The 26,874-nt window shown below is 65.2% G+C and carries 22 protein-coding genes and 1 tRNA gene; 10 read left to right on the top strand and 13 right to left on the bottom strand.

Annotated features, from left to right (window positions below; translation table 11 throughout):
- Window positions 1-48 precede the first annotated feature (48 nt).
- Both mutM and FHW94_RS09515 read left to right on the top strand, forming a co-directional pair.
- Window positions 49-861: a bifunctional DNA-formamidopyrimidine glycosylase/DNA-(apurinic or apyrimidinic site) lyase gene (mutM, locus tag FHW94_RS09520; RefSeq protein ID WP_168555612.1), complete on the top strand. Its 813-nt coding sequence runs from the start codon at window positions 49-51 to the stop codon at window positions 859-861.
- A 133-nt stretch (window positions 862-994) separates the two neighbouring features.
- Entirely contained in the window at window positions 995-2,779 is a 1,785-nt protein-coding gene (locus FHW94_RS09515; protein ID WP_210425597.1) for a diguanylate cyclase, read from the top strand.
- Between the two features lie 196 nt (window positions 2,780-2,975).
- On the opposite strand, the gene FHW94_RS23040 is transcribed toward FHW94_RS09515, so the two are convergent.
- Window positions 2,976-3,695 carry an ATP-binding protein gene (locus FHW94_RS23040; RefSeq protein ID WP_210425596.1) on the bottom strand — a complete coding sequence of 240 codons (720 nt, stop codon included), beginning with the start codon at window positions 3,693-3,695 and terminating at the stop codon, window positions 2,976-2,978.
- Complete coding sequence (locus FHW94_RS23035) at window positions 3,679-4,629, bottom strand: AAA family ATPase (protein ID WP_210425595.1); 951 nt, start codon at window positions 4,627-4,629, stop codon at window positions 3,679-3,681. The genes FHW94_RS23040 and FHW94_RS23035 overlap by 17 nt, the downstream gene beginning before the upstream one ends.
- A gap of 570 nt (window positions 4,630-5,199) precedes the next feature.
- Here FHW94_RS23035 and FHW94_RS09505 point away from each other — a divergent pair.
- The 5 genes from FHW94_RS09505 (at window position 5,200) to FHW94_RS23705 (ending at window position 10,716) form a co-directional block, all read left to right on the top strand.
- Window positions 5,200-6,573, top strand: a complete 1,374-nt coding sequence (locus tag FHW94_RS09505) for an SWIM zinc finger family protein (protein WP_168555611.1) — start codon at window positions 5,200-5,202, stop codon at window positions 6,571-6,573.
- A gap of 262 nt (window positions 6,574-6,835) precedes the next feature.
- On the top strand, window positions 6,836-7,969 hold the full coding sequence (locus FHW94_RS09500; RefSeq protein ID WP_246866049.1) for a DUF5691 domain-containing protein: 1,134 nt from the start codon (window positions 6,836-6,838) through the stop codon (window positions 7,967-7,969).
- Window positions 7,966-9,045 carry an AAA family ATPase gene (locus FHW94_RS09495; RefSeq protein ID WP_168555609.1) on the top strand — a complete coding sequence of 360 codons (1,080 nt, stop codon included), beginning with the start codon at window positions 7,966-7,968 and terminating at the stop codon, window positions 9,043-9,045. Before FHW94_RS09500 ends, FHW94_RS09495 begins: the two co-directional genes overlap by 4 nt.
- Before the next feature lie 4 nt (window positions 9,046-9,049).
- Window positions 9,050-10,117: a DUF5682 family protein gene (locus tag FHW94_RS09490; protein WP_210425594.1), complete on the top strand. Its 1,068-nt coding sequence runs from the start codon at window positions 9,050-9,052 to the stop codon at window positions 10,115-10,117.
- A 275-nt stretch (window positions 10,118-10,392) separates the two neighbouring features.
- A complete protein-coding gene (locus tag FHW94_RS23705; RefSeq protein WP_349237509.1) occupies window positions 10,393-10,716 on the top strand; it encodes an AlpA family phage regulatory protein in 324 nt (107 codons plus the stop codon).
- Here FHW94_RS23705 and FHW94_RS09480 read toward each other — a convergent pair.
- The 3 genes from FHW94_RS09480 to FHW94_RS09470 form a co-directional block, all read right to left on the bottom strand.
- Window positions 10,638-11,729 carry a hypothetical protein gene (locus tag FHW94_RS09480; protein WP_168555607.1) on the bottom strand — a complete coding sequence of 364 codons (1,092 nt, stop codon included), beginning with the start codon at window positions 11,727-11,729 and terminating at the stop codon, window positions 10,638-10,640. The genes FHW94_RS23705 and FHW94_RS09480 overlap by 79 nt on opposite strands.
- 182 nt (window positions 11,730-11,911) lie before the next feature.
- A complete protein-coding gene (locus FHW94_RS09475) occupies window positions 11,912-13,156 on the bottom strand; it encodes an integrase arm-type DNA-binding domain-containing protein (RefSeq protein ID WP_168555606.1) in 1,245 nt (414 codons plus the stop codon).
- 166 nt (window positions 13,157-13,322) lie between these two features.
- A tRNA-Gly gene (locus FHW94_RS09470) sits at window positions 13,323-13,396 on the bottom strand.
- 165 nt (window positions 13,397-13,561) lie between these two features.
- On the opposite strand from FHW94_RS09470, the gene FHW94_RS09465 reads away from it, so the two are divergent.
- Window positions 13,562-15,682: an acetate--CoA ligase family protein gene (locus tag FHW94_RS09465; RefSeq protein ID WP_168555605.1), complete on the top strand. Its 2,121-nt coding sequence runs from the start codon at window positions 13,562-13,564 to the stop codon at window positions 15,680-15,682.
- A 121-nt stretch (window positions 15,683-15,803) separates the two neighbouring features.
- Here FHW94_RS09465 and FHW94_RS09460 read toward each other — a convergent pair whose 3' ends face one another.
- The 6 genes from FHW94_RS09460 to lgt all read right to left on the bottom strand — a co-directional run bounded on the left by FHW94_RS09460 (window position 15,804) and on the right by lgt (window position 21,335).
- Window positions 15,804-16,340 carry an adenine phosphoribosyltransferase gene (locus tag FHW94_RS09460; protein ID WP_168555604.1) on the bottom strand — a complete coding sequence of 179 codons (537 nt, stop codon included), beginning with the start codon at window positions 16,338-16,340 and terminating at the stop codon, window positions 15,804-15,806.
- A 104-nt stretch (window positions 16,341-16,444) separates the two neighbouring features.
- Window positions 16,445-17,263 (bottom strand): cytochrome c1, encoded by an 819-nt coding sequence (locus tag FHW94_RS09455; RefSeq protein WP_168555603.1) that lies wholly within the window; start codon window positions 17,261-17,263, stop codon window positions 16,445-16,447.
- A 30-nt stretch (window positions 17,264-17,293) separates the two neighbouring features.
- Entirely contained in the window at window positions 17,294-18,568 is a 1,275-nt protein-coding gene (locus FHW94_RS09450; protein ID WP_168555602.1) for a cytochrome b N-terminal domain-containing protein, read from the bottom strand.
- Window positions 18,569-18,579: 11 nt separating this feature from the next.
- Complete coding sequence (gene petA, locus FHW94_RS09445; protein WP_168555601.1) at window positions 18,580-19,173, bottom strand: ubiquinol-cytochrome c reductase iron-sulfur subunit; 594 nt, start codon at window positions 19,171-19,173, stop codon at window positions 18,580-18,582.
- 237 nt (window positions 19,174-19,410) lie between these two features.
- A complete protein-coding gene (locus FHW94_RS09440) occupies window positions 19,411-20,478 on the bottom strand; it encodes an SAM-dependent methyltransferase (RefSeq protein ID WP_168555600.1) in 1,068 nt (355 codons plus the stop codon).
- A 20-nt stretch (window positions 20,479-20,498) separates the two neighbouring features.
- Window positions 20,499-21,335 (bottom strand): prolipoprotein diacylglyceryl transferase, encoded by an 837-nt coding sequence (gene lgt, locus FHW94_RS09435; protein WP_168555599.1) that lies wholly within the window; start codon window positions 21,333-21,335, stop codon window positions 20,499-20,501.
- 344 nt (window positions 21,336-21,679) lie between these two features.
- Here lgt and FHW94_RS09430 point away from each other — a divergent pair, with 344 nt between their 5' ends.
- The gene (locus tag FHW94_RS09430) at window positions 21,680-24,472 is read left to right on the top strand and encodes a [protein-PII] uridylyltransferase (RefSeq protein WP_168555598.1); all 2,793 of its coding nucleotides are present in this window, start codon (window positions 21,680-21,682) and stop codon (window positions 24,470-24,472) included.
- 11 nt (window positions 24,473-24,483) lie between these two features.
- Window positions 24,484-25,065, top strand: coding sequence for a YqgE/AlgH family protein (locus FHW94_RS09425; protein WP_246866048.1), 582 nt, complete (start codon window positions 24,484-24,486; stop codon window positions 25,063-25,065).
- 3 nt (window positions 25,066-25,068) lie between these two features.
- Here FHW94_RS09425 and FHW94_RS09420 read toward each other — a convergent pair whose 3' ends face one another.
- Window positions 25,069-26,370, bottom strand: coding sequence for a surface lipoprotein assembly modifier (locus tag FHW94_RS09420; RefSeq protein WP_168555597.1), 1,302 nt, complete (start codon window positions 26,368-26,370; stop codon window positions 25,069-25,071).
- Between the two features lie 121 nt (window positions 26,371-26,491).
- Window positions 26,492-26,874, bottom strand: a 383-nt coding sequence (locus FHW94_RS23030) for a hypothetical protein (protein WP_210425593.1), incomplete at its 5' end; no start/stop codon positions are given.

Here is a 26,874-nt window from a genome sequence, read left to right as displayed (position 1 = left end):
TTAAAGAGGAATTGCCGCAGGCGCAAAGCATGATAGCAGAGCGGCACGATGCCCGAACTACCAGAGGTTGAAACCACCGTTCGCGGCCTGGCGAGCATACTCGAGGGCCAGACGATCACCCGCGTGGCCATGCGCCGCGCCGACTTGCGCCGCCCGTTCCCGCCAGACCTGGGCCAGGCGCTGACCGGTGCACGCGTGACGGGCCTGTCGCGCCGCGCCAAGTATGGCCTGATCCACACCGACCGTGCCCGCACCATGGTGTTTCACCTGGGCATGTCGGGCCGCTGGCGAATCGATCCCGAAGAGATCGCCAAGCACGATCACCTCGTGCTGGAAACCGGCAACGGGCATGTGCTGGCGCTCAACGATGCGCGCCGCTTCGGTTCGGTCGATCTGGTTGACGACGATGCGCTCGATGCCTGGCCGCCGTTCGCCGCGCTCGGGCCCGAACCGTTGGGGCCGGGGCTCACGGCGCAGCACCTGGCGCGCGCCTTTGCCGGCCGCATTGCCGCGATCAAGCTCATGCTGCTCGACCAACGGATCGTGGCGGGCCTTGGCAACATCTATGTGTGCGAAGCGCTGCACCGCGCGCGCATCCATCCCGAGCGGGAAGCCGGCACCGTTTCGCTGGCCGCGCTCAAGCGGCTGGTGCCCGAGATTCGCGCCGTGCTGGAAGAATCGATTGCCGCGGGCGGTTCCACCTTGCGCGACTATGCCCGGCCCGATGGCGAGCTGGGCTATTTCGCCAAGGACTGGCGCGTCTATGGCCGCGAGGGCGATCCCTGCGCCTGCGGCCGGCCAGTGGCGCGCGTGGTGCAGGGCGGGCGCTCCACGTTTTTCTGCCCGGTATGTCAAAAGTGAACCCGCACAGAGCGATTTCTCTTTAGCGCCTAATCTGTTAAGCAGGCGATCGGGGTCGCACGGGTAGGTTCTATTGGTCGGGTCGCTTTCTCATCGCATTTCGCTGCTTTGCGCCGCGCTGGCCGGGTTGATCATGATTCTGGCTGGCGCGCTGCTGGCCGTGACGCTGCAGATGCATGACAACCTGCGGTGGGTGGATCATTCGTCGCGCGTGCTGCGTACGGCCAACCATGCCCTGGCCAGCCTGCGCGCCGCAGAATCCGGCCAACGCGGCTATACGCTCACCCACAATCCCGAATTCGCCAGCGCCGTGCTGCCAGCGATCGACACGGCGCGCCGCGATGCGGCCGACCTGGTGGCGCTGACCACCGACAATTTCGAGCAGCACGAGCGGGCGCGCCAGTTGCAGGTGCTGGTCAACGCACGCGCCGATACGCTGGCAACGGTCTATCGCCTGGCTCGCAGCGGCGCGTTTGATCGAGCTTTGGATTCGACGGCCAGCGGCCGCGGGCTGGCCATGATGCAACTGGTCGAAGCCAAGGTGAACGACCTGCTGCTCGACGAGCGAGCGCTTGCTGCCGATCGCATGGCCGAAGTGGAAAGCCTGCTGCGCACGATTCGCTGGCTGGTCGTGCTGGGCACGCCGCTTACCCTCATGATGCTGGCGCTGGTTGCGCGCTCGCTGATCCTGCGCATCCGGCGGCCCGTGGGGGAAATGCTGGCGGTGATGGGCGAACTCGGCGCGGGCCACCGCGAGGCGCGCATTACCGGGGAAATGGGATCGAGCGAGTTCACGCGCCTGGCCGGCGGTTACAACGCCATGGCCGACGAACTGCAACGCGCGGTGGCCAGCCAGGCCGAGGCTGGCGAAAATCTCAAGGCCGCCAACGCAGCGCTGAGCCACAACGCTGAAACCCTGCGCGAACGGGGCGAAGTGATCGAGATTCTGGGCGGCATGGCGCACCGCATGCAGGCCGCCCGCACCGACGACGAACTCGCCGCGATCATCCGTGTCTTCGTGCCGCGTGTGCTGCCGCATATTCCCGGCGTGCTGTTCGTGCACAACAATTCCCGCAACCTGCTGATTCCCACGGCCACCTGGGGCGGGGTGGAGGCCGGGCAGGCATTCGGGCAAGCCGGCTTTGCGCCAGAGGAATGCTGGGCCCTGCGCCGCGGGCAAAGCCATTACGTGGACGAGCCTGGCTCGGACATCGTTTGCCCCCACGTGGGCCAGCAATCCGATCACTACCATTGCGAGCCTCTGCTCGCCGGTGGTGAAGTGATCGGCGTGCTCTATCTCATGGGCACGATCGGCACCGAAAGCCGGTTTCGCCTGGCCGTGCTGAGCGAAAACATCGCCTCGGCATTGGTCAACCACCGCCTGCAGCGCGGCCTGCGCGAACAGACCATCCGCGATCCGCTGACCGGCCTGTTCAACCGTCGCTATCTGGAAGAGACGCTGGCCCTGGAAATGGCCCGCGCCTCGCGTTCGAGCGCGCCATTGACCGTGGTGATGTGCGATATCGACCACTTCAAGCGCTTCAACGACGAATTCGGCCATGATGCCGGCGACCAGGTGCTGCAAACCGTGGCCGGCGAATTGCGCCGCCGGTTCCGCGATGGCGACGTGGTCTGCCGCTTTGGCGGAGAGGAGTTCGTGGTGATCGCGCCGGCCACCGAAGTTTCGGTCCTGCGCGCCCGCGTGGAAGAAGTGCGCGTGGCGGTCAGCCTGTTGACCGTGCGCCAGGGCGAGCGGGCGCTGGGCTCGGTGACGATGTCGTTCGGTCTGGCCAGTTGGGCCCCAGGCATGGACCGCGAAGGCACCGCCCTACTCAAGGCCGCCGACGCCGCGCTCTACGCCGCCAAGCGCGAAGGCCGCAACCGCGTGATGATCGACCCGCAAGCGCTGGCGGCGTGAGGTTCGGTTTTCAGGAGCGGAATGCAATAGCTCGATGGCGCCTAGTGGCGGGTCAATCTTGCTTCCGATCGTGGCGCCGGAGTGGTGACCCGGATCGCTCCAAAACCGGTTCGGCTCGCGCTCTCGGTGTTGATGGGATGCTGCATTGAGCAGGCGCACCGTCCGGTCGAGGTGCAATCCCCGGCCGGACGCGGCGTTAAAAACCCATGCGCACGCTGCCGCCTCCCTTGGCTGCGCTTTCGTCGCGCAGACGGGCGAGGATGTCGGCGGCATCGTGCGCGGGGGCGTGGCGAAGCTGGCGCGCCACCACGGCAAAATCCCCCGGCGTCAGGTTGCTAAGGGCGGCGATGCCTTCTGGCGGCTCCATGCCGAAGCGCTGGCGAAAGGCCCGTATCAGCCGTTCGGGACCCAGCGGCTTCAACTTCATTTTGAAAACAAAGCGCCGAAGTGTTGCCGGGTCCAGATTGTCGGGGTGGTTGGTGGCGGCCACGACCGGCAGCGGATGCCGGTCGAGCCAGGTCAGCAATTCATTGACCTGGCCAATCTCCCAACTGGTGCGCGCGTGCCGGCGATCGAACAAGAGGGAGTCCGCCTCGTCGAACAACAGGACGCCATCGCGGCGACGCGCTTCCTCAAAGGCATCGGCAATGGCGCGTTCGGTGCCGCCGACCCATTTGGACAGCAGGTCCGAAGCGCGTTTGACCAGGAGGGGACGATCCAGCGCACGGGCGAAGTGATGCGCCAGCGCGGTCTTGCCCGTGCCGGGCGGCCCGGAGAGCAGCAACGAGACATCGCTGGCCCCGCCCGCTGAGACTGCCTCCAGCAAGCTGGCCAGCGGACGATCGGTCTCGAACAGGTCAAGGTCGAGCGCGTCCTCGTGCCCCACTGGCAGAGGTTCATCACGCAGTGCGCGCACCAGCGATCCAGCCGCTTTGGCACCACCATCCAGTTCTCCTGCCAAACGCGCCACCCGCGCCGACACCCGCAACACGCTGGCCGCCTCGGGTGCGGAATCGATCAGCGCCGTGATGCCGTCGCCACGGACAACGCCTTCCTCGTGCGCGATCCGGTCCGCCATCCCCGTCGTCGTCAGCTTCGCCAATCGCGTGCAGCGGGGCGCCTACGGCAGCGGCAAGGGCCAGCGCCATTTCGGTCTTTCCGGTGCCCGGCGGGCCGTGGATCAGGATGTTGATGCCTGCCGCACGATGCGTCAGCGCCCCGGCCAGCAGGCGGCGCAGCATTTCGGCGTCACCCACGTGGCTGAAATCCTCCAACGTCAGCCGCCCGTCTTGGCGCGCGCCAACCAGCAAAGAAAGCAGATCGCCATCGGCCGCCGGCGCACGGTTGAGCAAACGCTCCAGCGGCCAGCGCAGGTCCACCTGCAAATGCCCTTGATGTCCCAGCTCAAAGCCGATCAAGCCAAGACGCAGGACCGGGCTTTGGCGCACGGCTCCTTCGGCCATGGCGCTGTCTGCGCCGGCCAGTTCACCTAGCAATGCTGGCAGATCATGCCCACACCGCGCGGCGATACGCACCAGTTCGCGAAACCGGGGCAGCCGCTCTGCCGCGATCATCACGGCCATCAGTTGTGCATCGAAGGGCGAAAAACCGAGCAGCCGGGCCAACCTTGCGCCGAGCACCAGGACATGGGCTGGCACGCCCTGCCGCTGGGATGCAGCCAGCTTGGGGCAGATTTCAGCCCAGGCCGGATCTTCCTGTGCCGTTTCATCCAGCAACCACGGCAGGTTTGGCCCTGCCCATTCACCCAAAGCGAGCGCCAGTGCGCCCTTGGCCGGAATATCCTGGCCAATCCGCAGCGCCAGGCTGCGGACGATCGAAAACTCGTCCATAAAGCATCTCACGTGCGGCCTGGCCACGCGACAAGGCGCGGTCGATCAGGTCCATTTTCAAGAAGGCTTGAAAGGGCGCGACAGGCGGTTCCACCGCCCTATCGCAGCGCCACGCGACGCTTACGAGAAGGGCTGGAACAGCACGGGCGCAGCGCCCACAAGGCTATAGTGTTCCAACACGGTCTTTCTCCGAGAAGACGGGCAATAAGCGCCGTATGCCAGTGGATCATAAAACATGCACCACCCCGGCGACAAGCATTTGTTCAAAAGCCGGCCAGGAATTTGTGCAATTCGCAATTTATGCTCACACTTGTAAGCGTGGTTATATTTAAAAAATATGCAAGCGGCGGGCTGGGCAATGAAATTCGCTGCCTGAGCGTGAGCATACGGCATTTCACCGCTGATCCACACCTGTCAAAACTTTGTCATCGGCAATGACGGCCATTTGCAAGCTGGGCCCCCGGGGTGCTTCGGGTCCGGCCATTCTTAAACTGCGGCCCGACATCGAAACACAATTGTTATTTAACAACCGCAATCTACCATGGCTTTCATGGCGAAGTTGGAGGGCGTGTGGGGGGCGATCTGAAGGCGGTTGAGCAACTTGCAAGCGATCAGGCATCGCTCAAGGCCGCCGCCGGGCTGACCAAACCCACAAAATGGTCCGGCCTTGGCGCCAGCCATGATGCCACGCTGATCTGGGGCGAATGCGCCGGGTCGGGCGCGAATCCCTATCGGGTCATGGCCGATCTGCGCGATATGGGCAGCAAGTGTACCTGTCCTTCGCGCAAGTTCCCTTGCAAACATGCGCTGGCGCTGCTGTGGATCAATGTCGAGGCGATAGCGCCCTTTCCCGCCGCCGAAACGCCGGACTGGGTCAGCGACTGGCTGGGCAGGCGGCGGACAGGGGCGGCGGCGAGGCCCGTGGTCAAGGCGGAAAGCGGCGAGGAAAAGAGCCTTGCGGCAGCGCTGAGCGAAGCGCCCGAACCGGCCACGGACGAGAAGGCAGCAGCGCGGCGCGCGGCAGCCAGCGCCAAACGCGCCGAAGATACCGAGCGCGCGATCCTCGATGCGCTCGACGCGCTTGAACAATGGATTGGTGACCAGTTGCGGCTTGGCCTCGGCGGCTTTGTCGGCGATGTCACGGCGCGCTGTCGCCGGATCGCGGCGCGGCTGGTCGATGGCAAGGCGGCGGCGCTGGCTGGCCACATCGACGAACTGCCCGCGCGGCTGCTTGAACAACCCGCTGCTGATCGCATCCGCGCCGCCACCGTGGAACTGGGGCGCCTGGTGCTGCTGGCGCGTGCCTATCGTGCCGATCCGCGCGCGCCCGAACTGCGCCGCGCGGTGGCAACAACGGAAAACCGCGAGGCCCTGCTCGCTGATCCCCGGACGATCCGTGTGGCGGGCGTTTGGGAAGTGCTGGGCGAGCAGGTGCGGACACGGCGGGACGGGCTGGTTTCGCAGACGACATGGCTGCTCAACCTTGGCCCGGATCAGCCGCGCTTTGCCATGCTGCTCGATTTCTTCCCGGCCAGCGCAGGACGGCGGGGATCAGTCTTTGTACCCGGGGAACAATTCGTGGGTGAAATGGCCTTCTATCCAGCGCGCGCGCCATTGCGGGCGGTGCTGCTGGGGCGTGAGGCGGCGGGCGAGGCGCTGCGGGCATGGCCGGAGCACGACGAGCCGCTGGAGCAGGCGTTGACCACACCATGGCTCGACGAACCTTGGGCTGTGGCCTGGCCCGTGCTGCTGCCCGCCGGCCGGATCGGCTTTGACCGCTCTGGCGCGACATGGTGGCGGGGCAGCCACGGGGCACTGCCGCTGGGCGGCGAGGTGACGGGGTTGGCGACAGGCACCGAATTGACGCGCAGCGTCGGGTTGTGGTCGGGCAACCGGCTCGACCTGCTGGCCGCGCGCACGCCTTGGGGGCGGATCGGTGGCTGAAGCGCTGTTGGATGGACTGGCCCCGGTGGTCACCCGTTGGACGATGGGCGGCAGCGCTGCACATGCAGCGCCCGCTGGCTGGCGCGGCGGGCTGGGCCAAGATGCGGGCGAGGCGGAACTGCGCCTGCTGGCGCTGACCGGCCAATTGCTGGGCACGATGGCCGTGGCCGAACCGGCGGGCGATCTGCAGGTGCTGGACGACCTTCCGCGCCTTGCCAAGCCGCCGCTGCCCGAAGCATTGCGTCCGCGCTGCCGGCGCATCTTGGCCGCGCTGCGCGATGCGGATCAGCGCCGCGCCCTGCTGGCCCTGCTCGACCGGCGCGGTTGGACCATGCATCCGGCCGACTGGTTGCCGGGCGCCAATGAGCACGATCTTCCCGCCACGTATGCGGCGTGGCAGGATTGGGTGGCGCAGGCTGCCGCTTGCGCCGATACGGACGAAATCTCTCCGGAAAACTGGGATCGTTTCGGCCCGGCCGCAAGGCGGGTTGCCTTTGCCGAATTGCGGCGGCGCGATCCGGCGCGCGCATCGGCGTTGCTCGCCGCCAAGATTGCCAGCGAGACGCCAGACCGGCGGCTGCTCTTTCTCGACCTGCTGACCGGGCTGTCGGCCACCGACGTCCCGCTGCTCGAAACCTTGGCCAGCGATCGCGCGCCGCGCGTCAAGGCGCGGGCGATGGCATTGCTGGCCCGGCTGGGAAAGGGCGGTGCGGTGGACGAGGATGCCCGTGAGATCGCCGGGTTCTTCTCCACGAAAACCACCGGATGGCTGCGTAAATCGCTGCGGATCGTCCCGCAGGAATTGAAGACCTCCGCGCAGCGTAACCGCCGCGGCGCGCTGATGGAGGCGCTGACGCTGACGGCCATGGCGCAAGCCCTCGCGTTGAGCCCGGAAGAACTGATCGCAGCCTGGCCTTGGGGCGAGGATACCCATGCCGACCATGCCCTTGCGGCAATGGCGGAGCGCAGCGCTGCCGATGAGGTGGTCGTCCTTGTTGCCGAAGCGCTGGCGTCGCAGCCAGGCAGCGACATTTTTGCGTTTATTCCGCTGCTGCCCCGCATGTCCGCAACCTGGCGACAGCAAGTGGCGCTGCGCATGCTGGAAGCGAAAGAGGGCAATTTCCTTCGCGCGCTGCCTTTGGCCGGAGGCGATGGTGAGATCGCCGGCACGATCCGCACCGCTGCGGGCAAGGCGCTGCTGGCATCGCTGGTCAAGGAGGATGCCAAGCCTGCCGACCATGCGCCTGAATTGGCCGCGCTCGGCTTGCTGTCCGCCCGCGCCGCAGCGTCTGAGGCGCTGGGCCGGTTGACGGATGCGGGGCTGATCGCATCGGACCCAAGGCTTGATTTGTTGCGGCTCAACGCCGCGCTCAACGACGAAGGAAGCAATCCATGAGCGAGATGCTGCGGATGCCCGCCGAACAGGCCCACGCCGCCGAACTGGCCGCGCTGGCAGCAGGCGATCTTGGCCGCCGCCCGGCCGGCTGGGCGCTCTCGCCCCAGGCGGTCGTCACTTATCTGATGGGCGGCAAGGCGGCGGACGGCGTCGTCATTTCCCCCAAATATGTCGGCGACAAGCGCTTGATCGAAACCGCTGTCGCCACTCTTGCCACCGATCGCGCGCTGTTGCTGCTCGGCGTGCCCGGCACCGCCAAGTCATGGGTTTCCGAACATCTTGCTGCGGCGATCACCGGCGATTCGACGATGGTGATCCAGTGCACCTCGGGCACCGATGAAAACCAGGTTCGCTATGGCTGGAACTATGCCCAGTTGCTCGCCCACGGTCCCAGCCGCGAGGCGCTGGTGCCCACCCCGCTACTGCGCGCGATGGAGCGCGGCAAGCTCTGCCGGTTCGAGGAACTGACCCGCATGGGCAGTGATGTGCAGGACACGCTCATCACCGTGCTTTCGGAAAAGATGATGCCGATCCCCGAGCTGAACGACACCGTCTATGCTGCGCGCGGCTTCAACGTCATTGCCACTGCCAACAACCGCGACAAGGGGGTGAACGAGCTGTCCTCGGCGCTTAAACGGCGGTTCAATGTCGTCGTCCTGCCCTTGCCTGACAACGCCCAGCAAGAAGTGGCGATCATCGTCAAGCGCGTGGGCGAAATGGCGCAGAGCCTCGATCTGCCCGAGCCGAAAAATGTGGCGGAGGAAGTGGCCCGGGTGGTGGCGATCTTCCGCGAACTGCGCGCAGGCTCGACCGAAGACGGCAAGGTCGCGCTCAAAGTGCCATCAGGCGGGCTTTCCACGGCTGAAGCTATCGGCGTGATGGTGGGCGGCATCAGTCAGGCAACCTTCTTCAACGATGGCAGGCTGACGCCGGAAACACTGGCCAGCAACATGATCGGCGCGGTGGTGAAAGACCCGGTGCAGGACCGCGCGGTGCTGGGCGAATATCTCGAAACCGTGCTCAAGAAGCGGCGCGGCTTTGAAGGCTATTATGCCTCGCTGACCGAGATGCTGTGAGCCCGTGGTCGCGCCGGTCTCCTATTTCGGCATCCGCCACCATGGCCCAGGCTCGGCCCGGCGGCTGGTTGAGGCGCTGGATGATCTACGCCCCTGCGCGGTGCTGATCGAGGGGCCGGCCGACGCCACGCACCTGCTTTCGATGCTGGCCGATCCGGCGCTGGAAACACCGGTCGCGCTGCTGACCTATGCGCAGGACGATCCCTCCCGCGCGAGCTTCTTCCCATTCGCCGAATATTCGCCCGAGTTCCAGGCGGCCCGCTGGTCGCTGGCCCATGGCGCCGATTTGCTCTTTATCGACCTCCCCGCCGCCGACCGTCTGGCCGAGGAGGACAATGCCGCACCAGAGATACCGCCCAACCCTATCGCCCAAGATCCAATCGGCTCGCTGGCACAGGCTGCTGGCTACGATGATGGCGAATCATGGTGGGCCGATGTCATCGAGCAGAACCCTTCTCCCGGCCCGGTCTTTGCCGCCGTTGCCGATGCCATGACTGCGCTGCGACGCGAATCCGGCCCGCTCCCTGCTTACGAGGCTGCGCGCGAGGCGCATATGCGGATCGAGATCGCCCGCGTCGCCAAGGACAGCGCCGGTCCGGTGGCGGTGGTTTGCGGCGCCTGGCATGTGCCTGCTCTGGCAGAAAAGCACAGTCTTGCCGCCGACCGCGCTCTGCTCAAGGGCCGCGCCAAGGTGAAGATCAAAGCCACGTGGGCGCCTTGGACCACGCCGCGTCTTGCCTATGCCAGTGGCTATGGCGCTGGTGTGGCAGCGCCTGGCTGGTGCGCGCATGTGTGGCACAGCGGCGGCGCGGCGGATAGCAATGCGGTCTCCCGCGAAAACGCGGCAATGTTGCCACTGCGCTCCATCTCCGCAACCAGCGCCAGCTTCTCTTCCAGCGTCCAGGTCCGGCGCCGGCCGGTCGTCCCCTTCAAAACTTCAAGACGCCGGACCGGCTTCAGAGCCGCTCCAGCATCCGTGTCCAGTGTGCTCGTTGGCGTTGCGTCATCCATCCATACACAACTGCAACACCCAAAAATCTGCGCAAGGTGGGGTCAAAACGGCGCTTACTGATCGGTCTTGCCGCGCAAGACTGATTCGCGTGGAAATACTGATTGGGGCGCGACGGACTGCGCAACACCATCGACTCTGGCGGTTTGCGAGCCGCCGAGCGCCTGCTCGCAAAATTTTTTGGGTGTTCGTGCGAGATCGTGCCGGTGCGCTTCGGTGTATCGGGTAATGTGCTGGCGGCAGACGCAGCATTACTCGGATTCTCAGGAGCTTGCGCTTTTCCCGCAACGCCCCAATTCTACTCGTGGCCGGCCAATCCAACCCATCGAACAGGAAGGATGTGCCACATGAATACCGCCTCACCCAACTCGTTCGTGCGTCTGCCCCAGGTGCTCAAGGAAACCGGGCTTTCGCGCGCGACGCTCTATCGCAAGGTCCAGAACGGGACCTTTCCGAAGCAGTCGCGCATTGCCACGCGCTGCGTGGGCTGGCGCCGCAGCGCGCTCGACCAGTGGCTGCAGAACCCGCTCGCAGCCTTCGGTGACAACGGCGCCATAGCCGCCGATGGTACGAGGCTTGGCCATTACTGCTCGAGCCGCTCTTTACGGAGATGGGCGGCCATGTCCTTGGCGCGACCCGACCCCTGCAGCAGGTCGAGATAGACTTGCAGCGGCCGGGCGAGGGCGACCCCGTCAATCCGCTCGCCGACGGTGACGTCACCGCGCGCCCTGGTTTCGATCACGGCAAGGTTCCAGCCTTCCGAGACCGGGCGGGCGTGCAGACGTTCGAGCGCGAGATCGCGCTGGGGGCCGGGGATGATTCGACAACGGAGTTGAGTGACGCTGGTGAGATAGGGCGCATAAGCCTGCGCAGCCGCCTCCGACGTGACAGCATAGGCAGCATTTGCCTCATCGCACGCCCGATCGAGCTTTCGGGCGAGTTCCTCAACGTTAGCGCTCGAGACATAGTAGCGGTCGAACTTGAGCGGCTTTTGATCGGCGAGGAAATCGGTCCAGGCGTCTAGGACAAGCCTCGGTGCGCGCAGCCGGCGCAGTTTCGAAGGCCCGGCGCCTTCAACCTCTACCCATTCACGCCGCTCCATTTCGCTGAGCGTGTTGGATGCGGTGGCCCGCGAGACTTCGGCATCATCGGCAATCTGCTTGACGCTGACCCAATCGGGACGTCTCGCGAAGATTTCATCGACCACCCGAGCACGCTGGCCCTGGAATATCGACCCGAATGCCTTGCTATCCTTGGGCGGAACGGGGCGATCAATATATACGAATGTGTTCGGTGCCGGGATGTAGAGCGTCCCACCCAGGTCGTAAAATCCGACTTTCTCCTCGCGCAGTATCGTGCGTGCGCCGGGTGATATGGCGCGCGCGACGAAGAAGGGCACGACGTTACGGTCGGTTTCGTTCTGATGGGCGAGATGCTTGCTTAGCGTCCAGATTGCTTCGCGCACGTCACGCGGAAAGGCCTCGCGTTTTGCTTCGACAAGAAGCTGGAGCGACCGACCTGCGATCATCGCCTCGATAATGGCGTCGACTCGGCCGCCACGTTGCGTGAGCATGATCTCCCGACCCGCGATCCAGGCTTTTCCTTCGGGTAAGCTGCCGATCGCATCAACGAGCCCATCTAACAGTTCCTGTTCTTCAGTTTCAAATCTCAACATATTTTCTGCCCAGTGAATAAAGGCTTTCTATCGTATATTCACTCAAAAGTCCATATTCGCTGATCAGTGAATGCCTGGGGCGTCTGGTGGACGATCTGGTCGATCTCAGGCCGAATGGTCCGCGGGCTCGGCGGAAAACATCACAGATCGGGTGCCACCCGCAAGTTCGCGGTTGCGTGTCATCATCCGAGTGCTGTGCTCCCGAAATTCGGGCGCAGCACCTTGGCGCCGTCACGCAAACTATCGAGATAATCAGACCAGTGCTGCATCATGCGCACACGCTCGTCCCAGTATTGCCCGCGCGTATAGGCACGTCGCACGGCATTGGCTTCGACGTGGGCAAGCTGACGCTCGATGGCGTCGGCGTTCCAGATGCCCATCTCGTTGAGCAAGGTTGCCGCCATCGCCCGAAAGCCGTGGGCGGTCATTTCGTCCTTGCCGTAACCCATGCGGCGCAGCGCGGCATTGATGGTGTTGTCGGACATCGGGCGCGTAGCCGAGCGCAGCGAGGGAAACAAGTAGATGCTGTAGGTCGGATCGTGTGCGATGTCGCCGATGATGGCCAAGGCCTGCCGCGATAGCGGTATGGCATGGGGCCGGCGCATCTTTGCCTTGTGCTCCGGGATGATCCAGACGTTGCGCTCGAAGTCGAACTCCTTCCACTCGGCATGGCGCAGTTCACCAGGCCGCACAAAGACGTGGGGCAGGAGACGCATGGCGACTCGGGTTTGGTGGTCGCCCTCGTAATCCTCAATCGATCGAAGGAGGGCACCGGCCTCCCTCGGCGTGGTAATCGCGGCGCGGTGCACGACTTTGGGCGTAACCAGGGCGCCGCGCAAATCCGCGCAGACGTCGCGCTCCGCGCGCGCGGTGGCGATGGCGTAGCGAAACACCTGGCTACAGGTCGCGCGCACGCTGGTGGCGGTATAGAATTTCCTGGTGCGCTCGATCTTCTTCAGCGCGAGCAGCACCTCGTGCGCGGTAAGCTTGGCGATGGGACGATTGCCGATGGACGGCATGACGAGCCCCAACTGCCATTGATATTTCTTGATCGACGCTGGGGCCTTCTCCTCCAGCAGGACCTTTTCCAGCCACTCGTCCGAGACCGTCTTGAACGTGTTGGCGAACGAGATGGATTCCTGGATCTTGTTGAGCTTGGCCTGATCGATCGGGTCGATGCCATCTGCCAGCAGACGCCGTGCGTTGAGGAGTCGCTGCCGGGCATCGGCCAGCAGCAATTCCGGATAGCGCCCGAAGGTCACCGTCCGCTGCAGATTATGGAAGCGGTAGTTCATCCGCCAGTACCGTGCGCCGGTCGGCTTCACCAGAAGGTACAGACCGTCGTGGTCGGACAGCTTGTATGCCTTGTCCTTCGGCCTGGCGCGCGCGACCGATGATGCCGTTAGCCCTGATTTCCGTTCGCCCATTTTGATGGACCTCCCTTCAGCTCGGTTGGCTGCAGGTCCATCAATGTGCCCATTTTGTTCTGATATTGGGTGAAACATCGCCGGAACTGCCGGGACATTATACCAACAAAAAGCTGTAAAAAACAGCCGCTTACAGGCCGTCTTGGGACCTCCTGGGAGGACGCTGTGGAGCGGGTAGCGGGAATCGAACCCGCATAACTAGCTTGGAAGGCTAGGGCTTTACCACTAAGCTATACCCGCCCGCTTCGGCCAAAGCGCTTGCCATGGGCGATCGTGTCTCGTCAACCATTGTCGTCATGTTTGTGGTGGATGCCAGGGGAGGCAGGCCATTGGGGCATGCTGGTCACTCGCCGCTTGCCGCGTTTCGCTGATTGTTATATGTCATAGCGAAATTCGGAGGATGTCATGGCTGTTGAACCCGTTCTGTCGCATCAGGCGATCGCCCGTTTCCTGCGCCCGCAATCGGTGGCCGTGGTCGGTGCATCGGACAAGCCCGGAGCGCTCGGCGCGACGCTGCTCAGCAACCTGGAGCGCAATGGATATGCCGGGGCGATCTATCCGGTAAATCCCAAGCGCGAAGAGATCGGCGGGCGCAAATGCTATCCCAGCGTCGACGCGCTGCCCGAAGGCGTGGACGTGGCCGTGCTGGCCATTCCGCGCGTGGGTGTGCTTGATGCCGTGCGCAGCCTGGCCGCGCGCAAGGCCGGCGGTGTGGTGATCTTTTCGGCCGGCTTTGCCGAGGGAGGCGAGGAAGGACTGGCTGAACAGCGCGAGATCGCGCGGCTGGCTGCCGAAGCGGGCATGGTGGTGGAAGGGCCCAACTGCCTGGGCCTGGTCAACTATGTCGACCGCATTCCGCTCACTTTCGTGGAGACCAACGCCGTGCCGCCCGCCGGCAAGCGCGCGGTGGGCATCGTTTCCCAATCGGGCGCCATGGCGGCGGTGCTGGGCACCATGCTGCTGGCGCGCGAATGCGGGGTTTCCTATTCGGTTTCCACTGGCAACGAAGCCGCGAGCGGTGTCGAAGACTTTGTCGATTGGCTGGTCGACGATCCGGACACCCATGCCATTGCCATGATCGTGGAGCAGTTCCGCAAGCCGCAGCGCTTCCTGGCGGCGGCGCGCCGGGCGCGGGCCGCTGGCAAGCCGGTGGTGCTGCTGCATCCGGGCAAATCGAGCGCGGCACGCGAATCGGCGGCGACGCACACCGGGGCGATGGCGGGCGATTACAAGCTGATGCGCGCGATGGTGGCCCGCGCCGGGGTGATCTTTGCCGAAACGCTGGAGGAACTTGGCGACATTGCCGAGATTGCCGCGCGCTGCCCCATCGCGCCTTCGGGTGCGGCGGCGGTGCTGGGTGAATCCGGCGCGTTTAAGGCGCTGACGCTCGATCTGGCCGAAGAACTCGGCCTGGAGCTGGCGGCGCTGCATGACGAGGATTCACCCGCGTTGCGGGCCGCCCTGCCGCCTTTCGTGCCGGTGTCCAACCCGCTCGACATCACGGCGCAGGGCCTGTCGGAACCGGCGATCTATACCCGCACGCTCGATGCGCTGCTGGCCGACGACCGGGTGGGCACGGTGCTGGCCGGGATCATCCAGGCCGAGGCGATCACTTGCGCGATCAAGTTCCCCGCGATCCTGGCCGCCGTGGAAGGCAAGACGCTGACCAAGCCGCTGATCTTTGCCGGGCTGGACGAAGGCGCAGACGTTCCGGCGGAGCGCATTGCCGCCCTGCGCGCAGCCGGCATTCCCTGGTTCCCCACCACCGAACGCGCGCTGCGGGCGATCACCCGCCTCACGCACTGGTCTGCCCGCGATCTTTTGGTCACCGATGCCCCGGCGCTGGCGGTGCCCGGCCTTGCCGATGTGACCGGCGTGATTCCCGAATACAAGGCCAAGCAACTGCTGGCCCCGGCCGGCGTTGCCTTTCCCAAGGGGCAGTTTGCCGCCAGTGCCGATGATGCCGTGGCAGCCGCCCAGGCCGTGGGCTATCCAGTGGCGATGAAGGCGCAGGCGGCCGCGCTGGGCCACAAGAGCGATGCCGGCGGGGTGATCCTGAACCTGGCCGACGATGCGGCCGTGCACGAAGCCTGGACCCGCATGTTTGCCAACGTGGCGGCCTATGATGCCACGATCAAGCTGGACGGCGTGCTGATCGAGGCGATGGGCAAGCGTGGTCTGGAAATGATCGTGGGCGCCAAGAACGATCCCGAATGGGGGCCGGTGGTGCTGGCCGGGTTTGGTGGGGTGACCGCCGAGATCCTGCAGGATGTGCGCCTGCTGACCGCAGACCTGACGCAAGAGGCGGTGGAAGCCGAACTCATGCAACTGAAGAGTGCGGCACTGCTGGCCGGCTATCGCGGGTCGCCCGTGCTCGATGTGCCGGCGCTGGCCGCGCTGATCGTCAAGGTGGGCCAGGTCCTGCGGGCGGAGCCTTCGATTCGCGAGATCGACCTCAACCCGGTGATCCTGCATCCCAAGGGCGAGGGCGTGGTGGCGCTGGATGCGCTGATGCTGGTGGATTGATGAGGGTGGAGGTGTAACAGGCCCCCCCGACCCCCTCCCGCGAACGGGAGGGGGAGTTTGCGGTGCCCTCCCGCGCAAGTGGAGAGGGAGATCGCCTGAAAGCCCCTCCCGCCGGCCGTGGTCAGTGACCCGGAAAATCCATCAGGGCATCAACGGTCACGCCCGCCTCGCGCAGGCGCCGCGCGCCGGGCAGATCGCACAGGTCGATGACGAAAAAGGCGTGGGTCACGATCGCGCCGGCCTGGCGCAACAGGTGCGTGGCGGCGAGCGCCGTGCCGCCGGTGGCGATCAGATCGTCGACGATGGCCACCCGCGTCCCCGGCACGATTGCCGTGGGGTCTATTTCCAGCCGGTCGGTGCCATATTCCAGGTCATAGTCCACGCCGAGCGTGGCGACGGGCAGTTTGCCCGGCTTGCGCACGGGCACGAAGCCCAGGCTCGCATGGGCGGCGGCCGCTGCGCCGAAGATGAAGCCGCGCGCCTCCATTCCCGCGATCAGGCCCGCACCGCTGTCCTGCACCCGCCGCGCCAGATGATCGATTGTCGCGGCAAAGCCCGGCCCATGCGCAATCAGCGTGGTCACGTCACGGAACAGGATGCCGGGCTGTGGGAAATCGGGCACGGCGCGGACCAGGGCCTTGAGATCGTCGGGCGTCATGACATGCTTTCGCGGAGGGGAGGGGCGTGGCGGCGCTGTGCCGTCAACCCATGAAAAAGGCCACCGTTTCCGGTGGCCTTTTCGTTTTCGCACAGGGGCGGTTCTTAGTGGACCTTCGACCACACGTTCCGCTTGGCAAGGTAAGCCAGCGCGGTGGCCGCGAGGAGGAAACCCAGCACGGCCCAGCCGGTCTGCTTGCGCTTTTCCATCTTGGGTTCGGCGGTCCAGGTCAGGAAGGCGGCCACGTCGGCAGCCATCTGTTCCTTGGTGGCCTTGGTCCCGTCGCCATAGGTCACCTGATCGTCGGCCAGGGGAGCCGGCATGGCGATATTCAGGTTGGCGAAGTAGGGGTTGTAATAGAGGCCATCGGGCGTCTTGGCATCAGGATACTTCTTGAGCAGCTCGGCAGGCTGTTCCTGATAGCCGGTCAGCAGCGAATAGACGTATTCCGGGCCTTCGTGCCGGGCCTTGGTGACCAGCGACAGATCTGGCGGGTTGCCGGTGCCGGCGTAATAGACCTTGGGGAAGTGATCGGCGGGCACGTTGTCGCGCTCGGTTTCGTCACCGGTCTTGGGATCCTGGACCTTGGCCTTGGTGCCCCATTCCTTGGCGATCGCTTTCACTTCCGCTTCGGTATAGCCCAGCGCGGCCAGATCGCGGAACGCGACGAAATGCAGCGAGTGGCAGTTGGAGCAGACTTCCTTGTAGACCTGGAAGCCGCGCTGCAACTGCGCCTGGTTGAACTTGCCGAACGGGCCATTGAACGAGAAGCCGGGTTCCGGCTCCTTGGGGGCAAGGTGGAATTCCTGCACCGCCGTGGTGGGTTCGGGCTCGCGGATCGCCTGGATCGCGCCAACGCCGAACGACCAGAGCAGCGCGACGGCGAAGAAGAGGCCGACAAGAGGACCAAAAAGACGGACCATGGGGTTCTCTCTCTTTTGCGCTTCGCTGGCTCAGGCGGCCGGGGCGGTCTGGTCATCCTTGCCCAGCACCGCTTCGGTGATCGAGAACGGCAGCGGGGCCGGCTTCTCGATCGAGGCGACGATCGGCAGGATCACGAGGAAGTGGAGGAAATAGTACGTGGCGGCGATCTGCGAGATCAGCACGTACTTGGTTTCGGCCGGCGAGCCACCGCAATAGCCCAGCACCAGCACGTCGATGACGAGCAGGTAGAAGAACTTGCGGAACAGCGGGCGATAGTGGCCCGAACGCACCGGCGAGGTATCCAGCCAAGGCAGGAAGAACCACACCAGGATCGCCGAGAACATCGCCAGCACGCCCATCAGCTTGGCCGGGATGAACAGGAAATCGGCGGTGAAGGCGCGCAGGATCGCGTAGAACGGCCAGAAATACCATTCAGGTACGATGTGCGCGGGCGTGGAAAGCGGGTTGGCCTGGATGTAGTTGTCCGGGTGACCCAGCGCGTTGGGGAGGAAGAACAGCATGGTGCAATAGAGGATCGCGAAGACCCCCAGCCCGAAGCCATCCTTCGCCGTGTAATAGGGATGGAAGGGCACCGTGTCGGATTCGGTCTTCACTTCCACGCCAGTGGGGTTGGAAGAGCCGGGGATATGCAGCGCCCAGATGTGCAGGATCACCACGCCCAGGATCACGAAGGGCAGCAGGAAGTGCAAGCTGAAGAAGCGGTTGAGCGCGGCGTTATCGGGTGCAAAGCCGCCCAGCAGCCACTGTTGCAGCGGTTCGCCGACCACGGGAATGGCCGAGAACAGGCCGGTGATGACCTTGGCGCCCCAGAAGCTCATCTGCCCCCAGGGGAGCACGTAGCCCATGAACGCCGTGGCCATCATCAACAGGAAGATGGTCACGCCCAAAAGCCAGATCATCTCGCGCGGGGCCTTGTAAGAGGAGAAGAAGAACCCGCGGAAAATGTGGATATAGACCACCACGAAGAACGCCGAGGCGCCGTTGGCATGCGCGTAGCGCAGCATCCAGCCCCAGTTCACGTCGCGCATGATGTGTTCGACGCTGTCGAACGCCACGCCCGAATTGGCGGCGTAGTGCATCGCCAGGACCACGCCGGTGACGATCTGCAACATCAGGCAGACCCCGGCAAGTATGCCGAAGTTCCAGAAATAGTTGAGATTGCGTGGCACCGGATAACCGGCGCCGACGGCGTTGTAGACGAAGCGCGGCAGCGGCAGCTTCTCGTCCAGCCACTGCATCAGCGGGTGGCTTGGCTTGTATTCTTTCGCCCAGGGAAAGCTCATCGTGTCTATCCTCAGCCGATCTTCACGACAGTGTCGGACGTGAATTCATAAGGCGGCACTTCCAGGTTCTTGGGCGCCGGGCCCTTGCGGATGCGCGCGGCGGTATCATAGACCGAGCCGTGGCACGGGCAGAAATACCCGCCGAACTCGCCCTTCACTTCACCTTCGCCGGCGCCCAGCGGCACGCAGCCCAGGTGGGTGCACACGCCCATGGTGATCAGCCAGTTCTTCTTGCCCGCCTTGGTGCGCTCTTCCAGCGTCTGCGGATCGCGCAGGCTCGAGGTTGGCACCTTGTCGGCCTCGCCGATTTCGACCGGCGTCAGGTTGCGCACGAAGACCGGCTGCTTGCGGAACACCGCCTTGATCGCCTGGCCGGGCGCGATTTGCGAGATGTCGATCTCGGTAGAGCTTTCGGCGAGCACGTCGGCCGACGGCGCCATCTGCGAAACCAGCGGCACCAGCACCGCCAGTCCACCCACTCCGGCAAAACTCACTGCCGCGATATTGATGAAATCGCGCCGACGCACGCCTTCATCGACGCCCGCACCGTCGTGGACGGCGGGCGAATCTGTGCCGCTTGCGTTCACAATTGCCTCATCAGCCATTGATAATCCCTGCCTGCTGCCACCCCGCCTGGAACGGCCGGGCACGGTATTTCCCCCTCCTTGCGCGCGGCGGCGAACATCGCCGGGTATCATGCGCGCTGGGCCGCCGTGATATGCACGTGCCAGGCCCAAACAGTTATAAAGCGTGATAGCCACAGAATTGCGGCTTTGCCAACAAGCATTTTATTGGGGCAAATGCGGACGTTTTGCGCTGCCGCAATGCAATCGACAAAGCGTTTAGAATGCAGCGCCCTTTGGCCAGTGCACTGCGGAAAAGGCCATGGCCTTGAACAAGTTGCCCATTTCATCGGGATGAACCAGCCGATGCAGGGCGCGCGCCAGGACGGCAGCCTGGCCGGGGGCGTGGCGGGCAAGCCCGGCCGCGCGCGCCTCGATCCCGAGACACCTGAGGAATTCGCCTTGCGTGACCACGCCATCGCACCTTGCGCCGGCGCTGGCGACGGCCGGCACCAGTGCGGCGAAATCGACCAGGGCGGTGAGGTCTGCCTCGCCCGGATCGGCAAAGGGATCGACCTTGGCATGGGCCCGCACCGCCTGGAGCGTGCTGCCATCGCGGGGCTGGGCATGGCCGTAATCGATCCATAGCGCCACGCCTCCCTGGGCCGCGAGGCGCAGCGCCACATCGCCGGTCACGGCCGCCGCGGCGGGGCAGGTTTCGATGATCGTGCCTTCGCGGGCCGCGGCGCGTTCTGCCGGTACGGCGGCGTCCATCGGGCGATCGCCGGCCACGGGCAGCAGGCGGTCTTTCGCCGCGTCCCAGCCGATCATCCGTTCGCGCCAGCCATCGGCCATGCGCACCAGTTGCCGCACCGGCAGGGCATCGAGGAATTCGTTGCCCACCACCATGAGCGGGCGGTCTTGGGGCAGGGTGGAAAAATCGTCGTGCCAGGTGGCCTGCGGAAAGCGCGCGCATTGCGCGGCGCGCAGCGTGGGGCTGGTTTCCACGAAGTGCACATCGGGCACCAGGCCCTGGCGTGCGGCCGCGCGCAACGCGTCCTGCGCCAGCGTGCCGCGCCCGGGGCCCGCTTCAACATAGGCAACCGGGGTGGGACGGCCGGCGCGAATCCAGATATCGGCCAGCCACAGGCCGATCATCTCGCCAAACATCTGGCTCACTTCCGGCGCGGTGATGAAATCGCCCGCCGTTCCCAGCGGGTCGCGCGCCGCGTAATAGCGGGCGTTGGATTCGGCCATGAAGTGGGCCACGCTGATCGGGCCGGCCGCCCGGATCAGCCGGGCAAAGACCTGCTTGAGCGTTTCAGGGGGCCGCGATTCGCCGGGCATCGTGGGTCTGCCGCGTGCGCTCAGTCCGCCGGCGGCGGTGGTACGGTACCCAGTTGCGGCCGGGCCAGGGCGCGGACCAGCAAAGTCAGGCCGATCGCCAGCATTGGCAGGGTCAGCCACTGGCCCATCGAAAGCCCGGTGCGCAGGGCAAAGTCTTCGAGCTGGGCATCGGGTTCGCGATAGAATTCGACGATGAAGCGCGAGAGGGCATAGCCGGTGGCAAAGGTGCCCATCAGCAGGCCCGGCCGCCAGCGCGCGCGGGTTTTCCAGAACAGCGTGATCAGCACCGTGGCCAGGATCACGCCTTCCAGCAGGGCTTCGTAAAGCTGGCTGGGGTGGCGCGGATTGGGCCCGGCGCCGGGAAACACCATGGCCCAGGGAACGTCGGCCGTGGTCACGCGGCCCCACAGTTCGCCATTCACGAAATTGGCGCAGCGCCCGAAGAACAGCCCGATCGGCGCGCATGGGGCAATATAGTCGCACACCCGGATGAAGCTGAGGCGGTTGCGCCAGCACACGAAGGCGATGGCCAGCACGGTGCCGATCAGCCCGCCATGGAAGCTCATCCCTCCCTGCCACAGCTTCACTAGTTCCGAAGGGTGGGACCACAATTCCGGGGCATAGAACGTGGCGTAGCCCAGGCGCCCGCCCAGGATGATGCCCAGCGTGGCATAGAAGAACAGGTCATCGGCATGGCGTTGCGCCATGGGTGCGCCGGGCTGGCGGATCATGCGCGACAGGTGCCAATAGCCGATGAGAATGCCGGCCAGATAGGCCAGCGAATACCAGCGCAGCGCAAAGAAGCCGAAATCCCAGGCGATGGGCGACAGGCCCAGCTGGTCCCAGTGCAGGGGCATGCGCGTGGATGCAGCCGCGGCGGCAGAAAGGACCGAAAGGACAGGGGCCGGGGAAACGAACAAGCGCGAAGCTCCGTGGCAGAATGGGCCAGGCACGGCCGGATGGCCAAGGCAAGGCCGGGATCGCGCGCCTTCTGGCACAGGGGCCAAGTGGTTGGCAAACCCCCAAAGCGCACAGGCGATTTTGCGCCATGCCGTGTCATGGAGCGGGAACTTTAACCCGGCATGCGGCTTTCGCCGATACCGGTTCCTGTCCCAAGGGGCGCATGTTCGATCGGGCTTATCGTGAAAACTTCGATGTCTGCGCTGTTTCCCCTTAACGCCACCTCGTTTATTGCAGGGTCATGACCTTGCCCCGCATCGCCCAACAGCGCGCCATCATCGACCGCCGCACCCTTGCCGAAGCCGTGACCCGTGCCGTCGTCGATGCCGGCGGCGATCCGTCACGCGCGCGCCCCATGGTGGTGGAGCATTTGCGCGCCGCGCTGGCCCATGGTCGCGATGAGCTGGCCCGCCGCCTGCGCGGCAAGCCATCCGCCGGCTATGAATGCGCGCAAGGCCAGGCGTTCCTGGTGGACCAGCTGGTGCGCGTGATCCACGATTACGTGATCGGCCATGTCTATCGCGCCAGCAACCGCACCACCGGCGAGCGCATCGCCGCGCTGGCCGTGGGCGGCTATGGCCGCGGCGAGATGGCGCCGCATTCCGACGTGGACATCGCCTTTGTCACGCCCAACAAGCCCACCGCCTGGTGCGAGCAGGTGATCGAGGCAATGCTCTATTTCCTGTGGGACCTGGGGCTCAAGGTCGGCCACTCCAGCCGTTCGCTGGACGAGACGGTGCGCATGGCCAAGGGCGACCTGACGATTCGCACCGCGCTGCTCGAGGGGCGCTATGTCTGGGGTGATCGCGCGGTCTACGAGGAATGCTCGCGCCGGTTCTGGGCCGAAGTGGGCGCCGGCACCGAGCGGCAGTTCGTCGCCGAGAAGCTGGCCGAGCGCAACGAGCGGCACAAGCGGCTGGGTGACAGCCGCTATGTGGTGGAACCCAACGTGAAAGAGGGCAAGGGTGGCCTGCGCGACCTGCACACGCTCTACTGGATCGGCAAGTATGTGCACAAAGTGCGCGATCCGTCCGAACTCGTCGATGTCGGCCTGCTGACGGCGGCGGAGTACCGCGCGTTCCACCGCGCCGAGAACTTCTTCTGGGCAGTGCGTTGCCACCTTCACATGATCACGCGCCGGGCCGAAGATCGCCTGACCTTCGACCTGCAACGCGAAGTGGCCGCGCGCATGGCCTTTGCCGATCGACCGGGCAAAAGCTCGGTCGAACGGTTCATGCAGTTCTTCTTCCTCCAGGCCAAGCAGGTGGGCTCGCTGACGGGCGTGTTCATGGCCCAGCTGGATGAACAGTTCGCGCGGACCAAGCCGGGCTTCTTTGCCGCGCTGCGCCAGCGCCGCAAGCGCACGGTTTCGGGCTTTCCCTTGGTGGCAGACAAGGTTTCGGTGCCGGGCGACGATTTCTTTGCCCAGGATCCCGCGCGCCTGCTGGAAATCTTCGTGGTGGCCGACAAGCACGGACTGGAAATCCACCCCGAAGCCATGCGCCTGGCGCGGCGCGATGCCGGGCTGATCGATGGCAGCGTGCGCAAGGATCCGCGCGCCAACGCGCTGTTCCTGGAATTGCTGACCAGCCGGCATGACCCGGAAACCGTGCTGCGCTGGATGAACGAGGCCGGCGTGTTCGGCCGCTTCATCCCCGATTTCGGCCGCGTCGTGGCGCAGATGCAGTTCGACATGTACCACCACTATACAGTGGATGAGCACACCATCCGCGCCATCGGCCTGCTCGCCCGCATCGAAAAGGGCGAGGAGCGCGAGCCGCATCCGTTGGCCAGCAACGTGGTGCAGAAGGTCGCTTCGCGCCGCGTGCTCTATGTCGCCACCCTGCTGCACGATATTGCCAAGGGCCGGCGTGGCGATCATTCGATCCTGGGCGCCGAAGTGGCGCGCAAGCTGTGCCCACGGCTGGGACTTTCCGCGGCAGAGACCGAGCTGGTTTCGTGGCTGGTGCGCTGGCACCTGTTGATGAGCGCCACCGCATTCAAGCGCGACCTGGCCGATTACAAGACGATCGCCGATTTTGCCGCGCAAGTGCAGAGCGCCGAGCGACTGCGCCTGCTGCTGATCCTGACCATCGTCGATATCCGCGCAGTGGGGCCGGGCATCTGGAATTCGTGGAAGCGCCAGTTGCTGGGCGACCTGTTCATCCAGACCGAGGAAATGCTGCGCCTGGGCCATAAGCAGCACGGCCGCCCCGAACGTATCGCCGCCAAGAAGAAGGCGGTGGGCGAACTGCTCAAGGAGCGCGCCGCGCTGATCGGCACGGTGGGCCGCCAGCTCAGCGATGCCTATTGGATTGCCGAGCCCGAAGACATCATCGCGCTCAACCTGCAGCAGATGGATGCCGCCCTGGGCGAGCCACTGTCGGTGGAAGCGCACTACTATTCCGCGCGCGGCGCCACGCTGGTCACCGTGCTGGCCGCCGATCATGCCGGGCTGTTCTATCGCCTGGCCGGGGCGATCCACCTGGCCGGGGGTAACATCATCGACGCGCGTATCCATACCACGCGCAATGGCCTGGCGGTGGACAATTTCCTGGTCCAGGACCCGCTGGGCCGCCCCTTGAACGAAGCGCGCCATATCGAGCGGCTGAAAGCCAGCATTGCCGATGCGCTGTCCAACCGGGTCAAGCTGATGCCGCAGCTGGCCGCGCGCCCGCTGGCGCGCCCGCGGGCCGAGGCGTTCGACGTGCAGCCCATCGTCATCTACGACAACAAGGCCTCGAACCGCTTCACCGTGGTGGAAGTGGGCGCGCGCGATCGCCCTGCTCTGCTGGGCCGGCTGGCCCACGCGCTGTTCGATTCGCGGCTGGTGGTCCACTCCGCCCACATCGCCACCTATGGCGAGCGCGCGGTCGACACGTTCTATGTCACCGACATCCTAGGCGAAAAGGTCACCAGCGAAACGCGGTTGCGCAATCTGGAAAAGCGACTGCTCGATGCGGCGGAGGACCGTGGGCCAACCGGTAGCAGCGGATCGGTGGCGGACCCTTCGGCCACGGCGGCCGCGGCTTGAATCTGCCCCCCATGACCGCTGCCTCCTATTCCGACCATGCCCCGCAGTATCTTGCCGGGCGCCTGCTCCTCGCGTTGCCGGGCATGATGGATCCGCGCTTCGATCATGCCGTGATCGCGCTCTGCCTCCACGATGCCAATGGCGCGTTGGGGATCGGCTTGGGCGAAGTGCGCGCGGGTATCACGTTCCATGCCCTGCTCGAGGATGTCGGCATCGATCCCGGCGATTCGCCCGATGTTCCCGTGCTGCACGGCGGCCCGGTGGAGACCGGGCGCGGTTTCGTGCTGCACACGCCCGATTGGGGCGGGGAAGGCTCGGTTACGGTCAACCCGCTGTGCACGCTTTCGGCCTCGATGGACGTGCTGCGCGCCATTGCCGAAGGGCGCGGGCCTTCGCGCTGGCTGATTGCTTTGGGCTATGCCGGCTGGGGACCGGGGCAGCTTGAGGAAGAACTGCACCACCACGGCTGGCACGCGGCCGAAGGTTCGCCGGCGATCCTGTTCGACACGCCGCGCGAACAGCGCTGGTCCGCCACCTGGCGCGCGGCCGGCATCGATCCGGCGCACCTGGCCGCCGATACCGGCCACGCCTGACAGTCAGAACGCGGCGGTCACGCCCACTTCGGCGGCCACGCGGCGATAGTCGTAGATGCCCACGGTCGATCGGTTGCGCTCCCAGCGCAGCCGGGTGATCGGGGCCAGGCCTTGCCATTGCAGCGCGCGCCAGGTGGCATTGCCGACGATCGAAAAGCGGTCGTCCACCCGGCGCCGGGGATAGAGGAAAAGCCGGGCATCGGCCTCCAGATGGCTGTAACTGGCGCTGATCACCACCGTTGTCCGGCCGATCTCGCGAAAGGCATAGAGCGCGCCGCCGCCGGTCACGTCGGACCAGCCGGGATCGTTCGCCTTGGTGCGATTGACGAAGGCCTGGATCCCGCCGCCCAGGCGCGCGGAGAGGGCGCGGTCCAGCCCGGCAGAAAGGGAAAACACATCCCCGGTCTGCAGCGCGTTGCGGCGGTTGGCCGTATGCGTCACGCCCAGCCCGGCGCGGCCCTGCATGGTCTTGCCCATGGGATGCAGGAAATCGGCGCTCACCCCCAGCGACGTGCTGTAGGGATCGAGGCCATACCAGCGCCAGGTCGGCCCGGCGGCCAGAGTCAGCCGGTCGGCGCCCAGCACGTATTCGGGGCCAGCCTGAATTCCCACCAGGATGTCATCGAATCGTGAATTGCGGTAAAGATCGGCCGAGCCATTGGCCCGCACCAGCAGGTTGACGTTATTTTCCAGTGGCGCGCGGAAATAGGTCTGTCCGCGCAGCGCCAGGCCCAGGCCCGATTTGGCCTTGGCATCCTGGTCCAGGGTGAAATCGCCGATCACGGTGCCCAGCGTGTTGGATCGCGTGGCGCGATTGATATTGCTGTCTGGGGCGAGGGCCACGTCCAGGCTGCCGCCGAACGGTTTGCGCGCCTTGAGCGCCGCCGCATAGAAACGAACCATGCGCTCCACGTCGGGCGGCAGGCCGCCGGCCTGGGCTGCGCGCATTTCCCGCCGGGCGGCGCCAAGGTCACCCATCATCGCCTGCACGCGGGCCAGTTCCAGGCGCACGCGCTGGGCCTTGGGGCGCTCGTCGAGAATGCGGCGCAGCATGAGCGCTGCGTCCTTCAGCTTGTGCTCGCGATCGGCCAGCATCAGTGCCAGGCGAAAGCGGGCTTCATTGCGCACGTCGATGTCGGGATTGCCCGCCAGCGCACGATAGGCGGTTTCAGCCATGGTATAGTCACCACGGTCGCGGGCCTGGTCCGCCAGTTCGAACAACTGCGGCGCCGATAGCGAAATGGTGTCGGCCTCGGCCACGACTGGCCAAAGCAGGGCCGCCAAGAGTGCGGCGAAAGAACGCATGCGAATGGAATAAACTCCCCGGATTGCAACGAACTATTGCATCGCTGCCCGCACGTCCAGCGTCTCGATCTCCGCTTCTTCTGACGTGAGGGCGTTTGAGAGGGGGTGCTTGGGGAGTGATTCAGCGGCGGTGATTCGGGTTGGTTGGGGGGGGGAAGCCAGAAAAGTTTCGGTCCAAAACGCAGGTGTTGCGGGGGTTTTGGTTGGATTTGCGGGGGTTGTGGAAAAATGGCCGTTGACGCCTGCGGTGGCCCTCCATATATGCCGCTTCACCGATGCGGTGCAGCCGGTTTTCCGGCGGCTTGGTTGTTTCCAGGTGCTGCGGTGTTGGTCGCCAGATAGCTACGGACGGCTTTGGTTTCCGGTGATGAACCGGGGATTGATTGTTGTCCGGGTTTTGTTTTCTGGATTGGTCTTTGACATTGTTGATTAGATGAAGGGACATGTGGGCGACGGCGCCTGGTGTCGGGGGTCTTTGGGTTCCGACGTCCAGTTTAAAGCAAG

It is taken from the genome of Novosphingobium sp. SG720 (assembly GCF_012275365.1).
Lineage (GTDB): Bacteria > Pseudomonadota > Alphaproteobacteria > Sphingomonadales > Sphingomonadaceae > Novosphingobium > Novosphingobium rhizosphaerae.
The sequence above is the reverse complement of the archived record's forward strand: the minus strand, read 5'-3'. Positions and strand labels throughout refer to the sequence as shown.

Excerpts from the sequence above, each read along its gene's own strand:
- FHW94_RS09460 (WP_168555604.1), bottom strand. The coding sequence starts at position 16,340 with ATGACGCCCGACGATCTCAAGGCCCTGGTCCGCGCCGTGCCCGATTTC.
- petA (WP_168555601.1), bottom strand. The coding sequence starts at position 19,173 with ATGGCTGATGAGGCAATTGTGAACGCAAGCGGCACAGATTCGCCCGCC.
- FHW94_RS09480 (WP_168555607.1), bottom strand. The coding sequence starts at position 11,729 with ATGTTGAGATTTGAAACTGAAGAACAGGAACTGTTAGATGGGCTCGTT.
- FHW94_RS09420 (WP_168555597.1), bottom strand. The coding sequence starts at position 26,370 with ATGCGTTCTTTCGCCGCACTCTTGGCGGCCCTGCTTTGGCCAGTCGTG.
- FHW94_RS23035 (WP_210425595.1), bottom strand. The coding sequence starts at position 4,629 with ATGGACGAGTTTTCGATCGTCCGCAGCCTGGCGCTGCGGATTGGCCAG.
- FHW94_RS09430 (WP_168555598.1), top strand. The coding sequence starts at position 21,680 with ATGACCTTGCCCCGCATCGCCCAACAGCGCGCCATCATCGACCGCCGC.
- FHW94_RS09475 (WP_168555606.1), bottom strand. The coding sequence starts at position 13,156 with ATGGGCGAACGGAAATCAGGGCTAACGGCATCATCGGTCGCGCGCGCC.
- mutM (WP_168555612.1), top strand. The coding sequence starts at position 49 with ATGCCCGAACTACCAGAGGTTGAAACCACCGTTCGCGGCCTGGCGAGC.
- lgt (WP_168555599.1), bottom strand. The coding sequence starts at position 21,335 with ATGCCCCTGCACTGGGACCAGCTGGGCCTGTCGCCCATCGCCTGGGAT.
- FHW94_RS09495 (WP_168555609.1), top strand. The coding sequence starts at position 7,966 with ATGAGCGAGATGCTGCGGATGCCCGCCGAACAGGCCCACGCCGCCGAA.
- FHW94_RS09450 (WP_168555602.1), bottom strand. The coding sequence starts at position 18,568 with ATGAGCTTTCCCTGGGCGAAAGAATACAAGCCAAGCCACCCGCTGATG.
- FHW94_RS09425 (WP_246866048.1), top strand. The coding sequence starts at position 24,484 with ATGACCGCTGCCTCCTATTCCGACCATGCCCCGCAGTATCTTGCCGGG.
- FHW94_RS09440 (WP_168555600.1), bottom strand. The coding sequence starts at position 20,478 with ATGCCCGGCGAATCGCGGCCCCCTGAAACGCTCAAGCAGGTCTTTGCC.
- FHW94_RS23705 (WP_349237509.1), top strand. The coding sequence starts at position 10,393 with ATGTGCCACATGAATACCGCCTCACCCAACTCGTTCGTGCGTCTGCCC.
- FHW94_RS09455 (WP_168555603.1), bottom strand. The coding sequence starts at position 17,263 with ATGGTCCGTCTTTTTGGTCCTCTTGTCGGCCTCTTCTTCGCCGTCGCG.
- FHW94_RS09515 (WP_210425597.1), top strand. The coding sequence starts at position 995 with ATGATTCTGGCTGGCGCGCTGCTGGCCGTGACGCTGCAGATGCATGAC.
- FHW94_RS09465 (WP_168555605.1), top strand. The coding sequence starts at position 13,562 with ATGGCTGTTGAACCCGTTCTGTCGCATCAGGCGATCGCCCGTTTCCTG.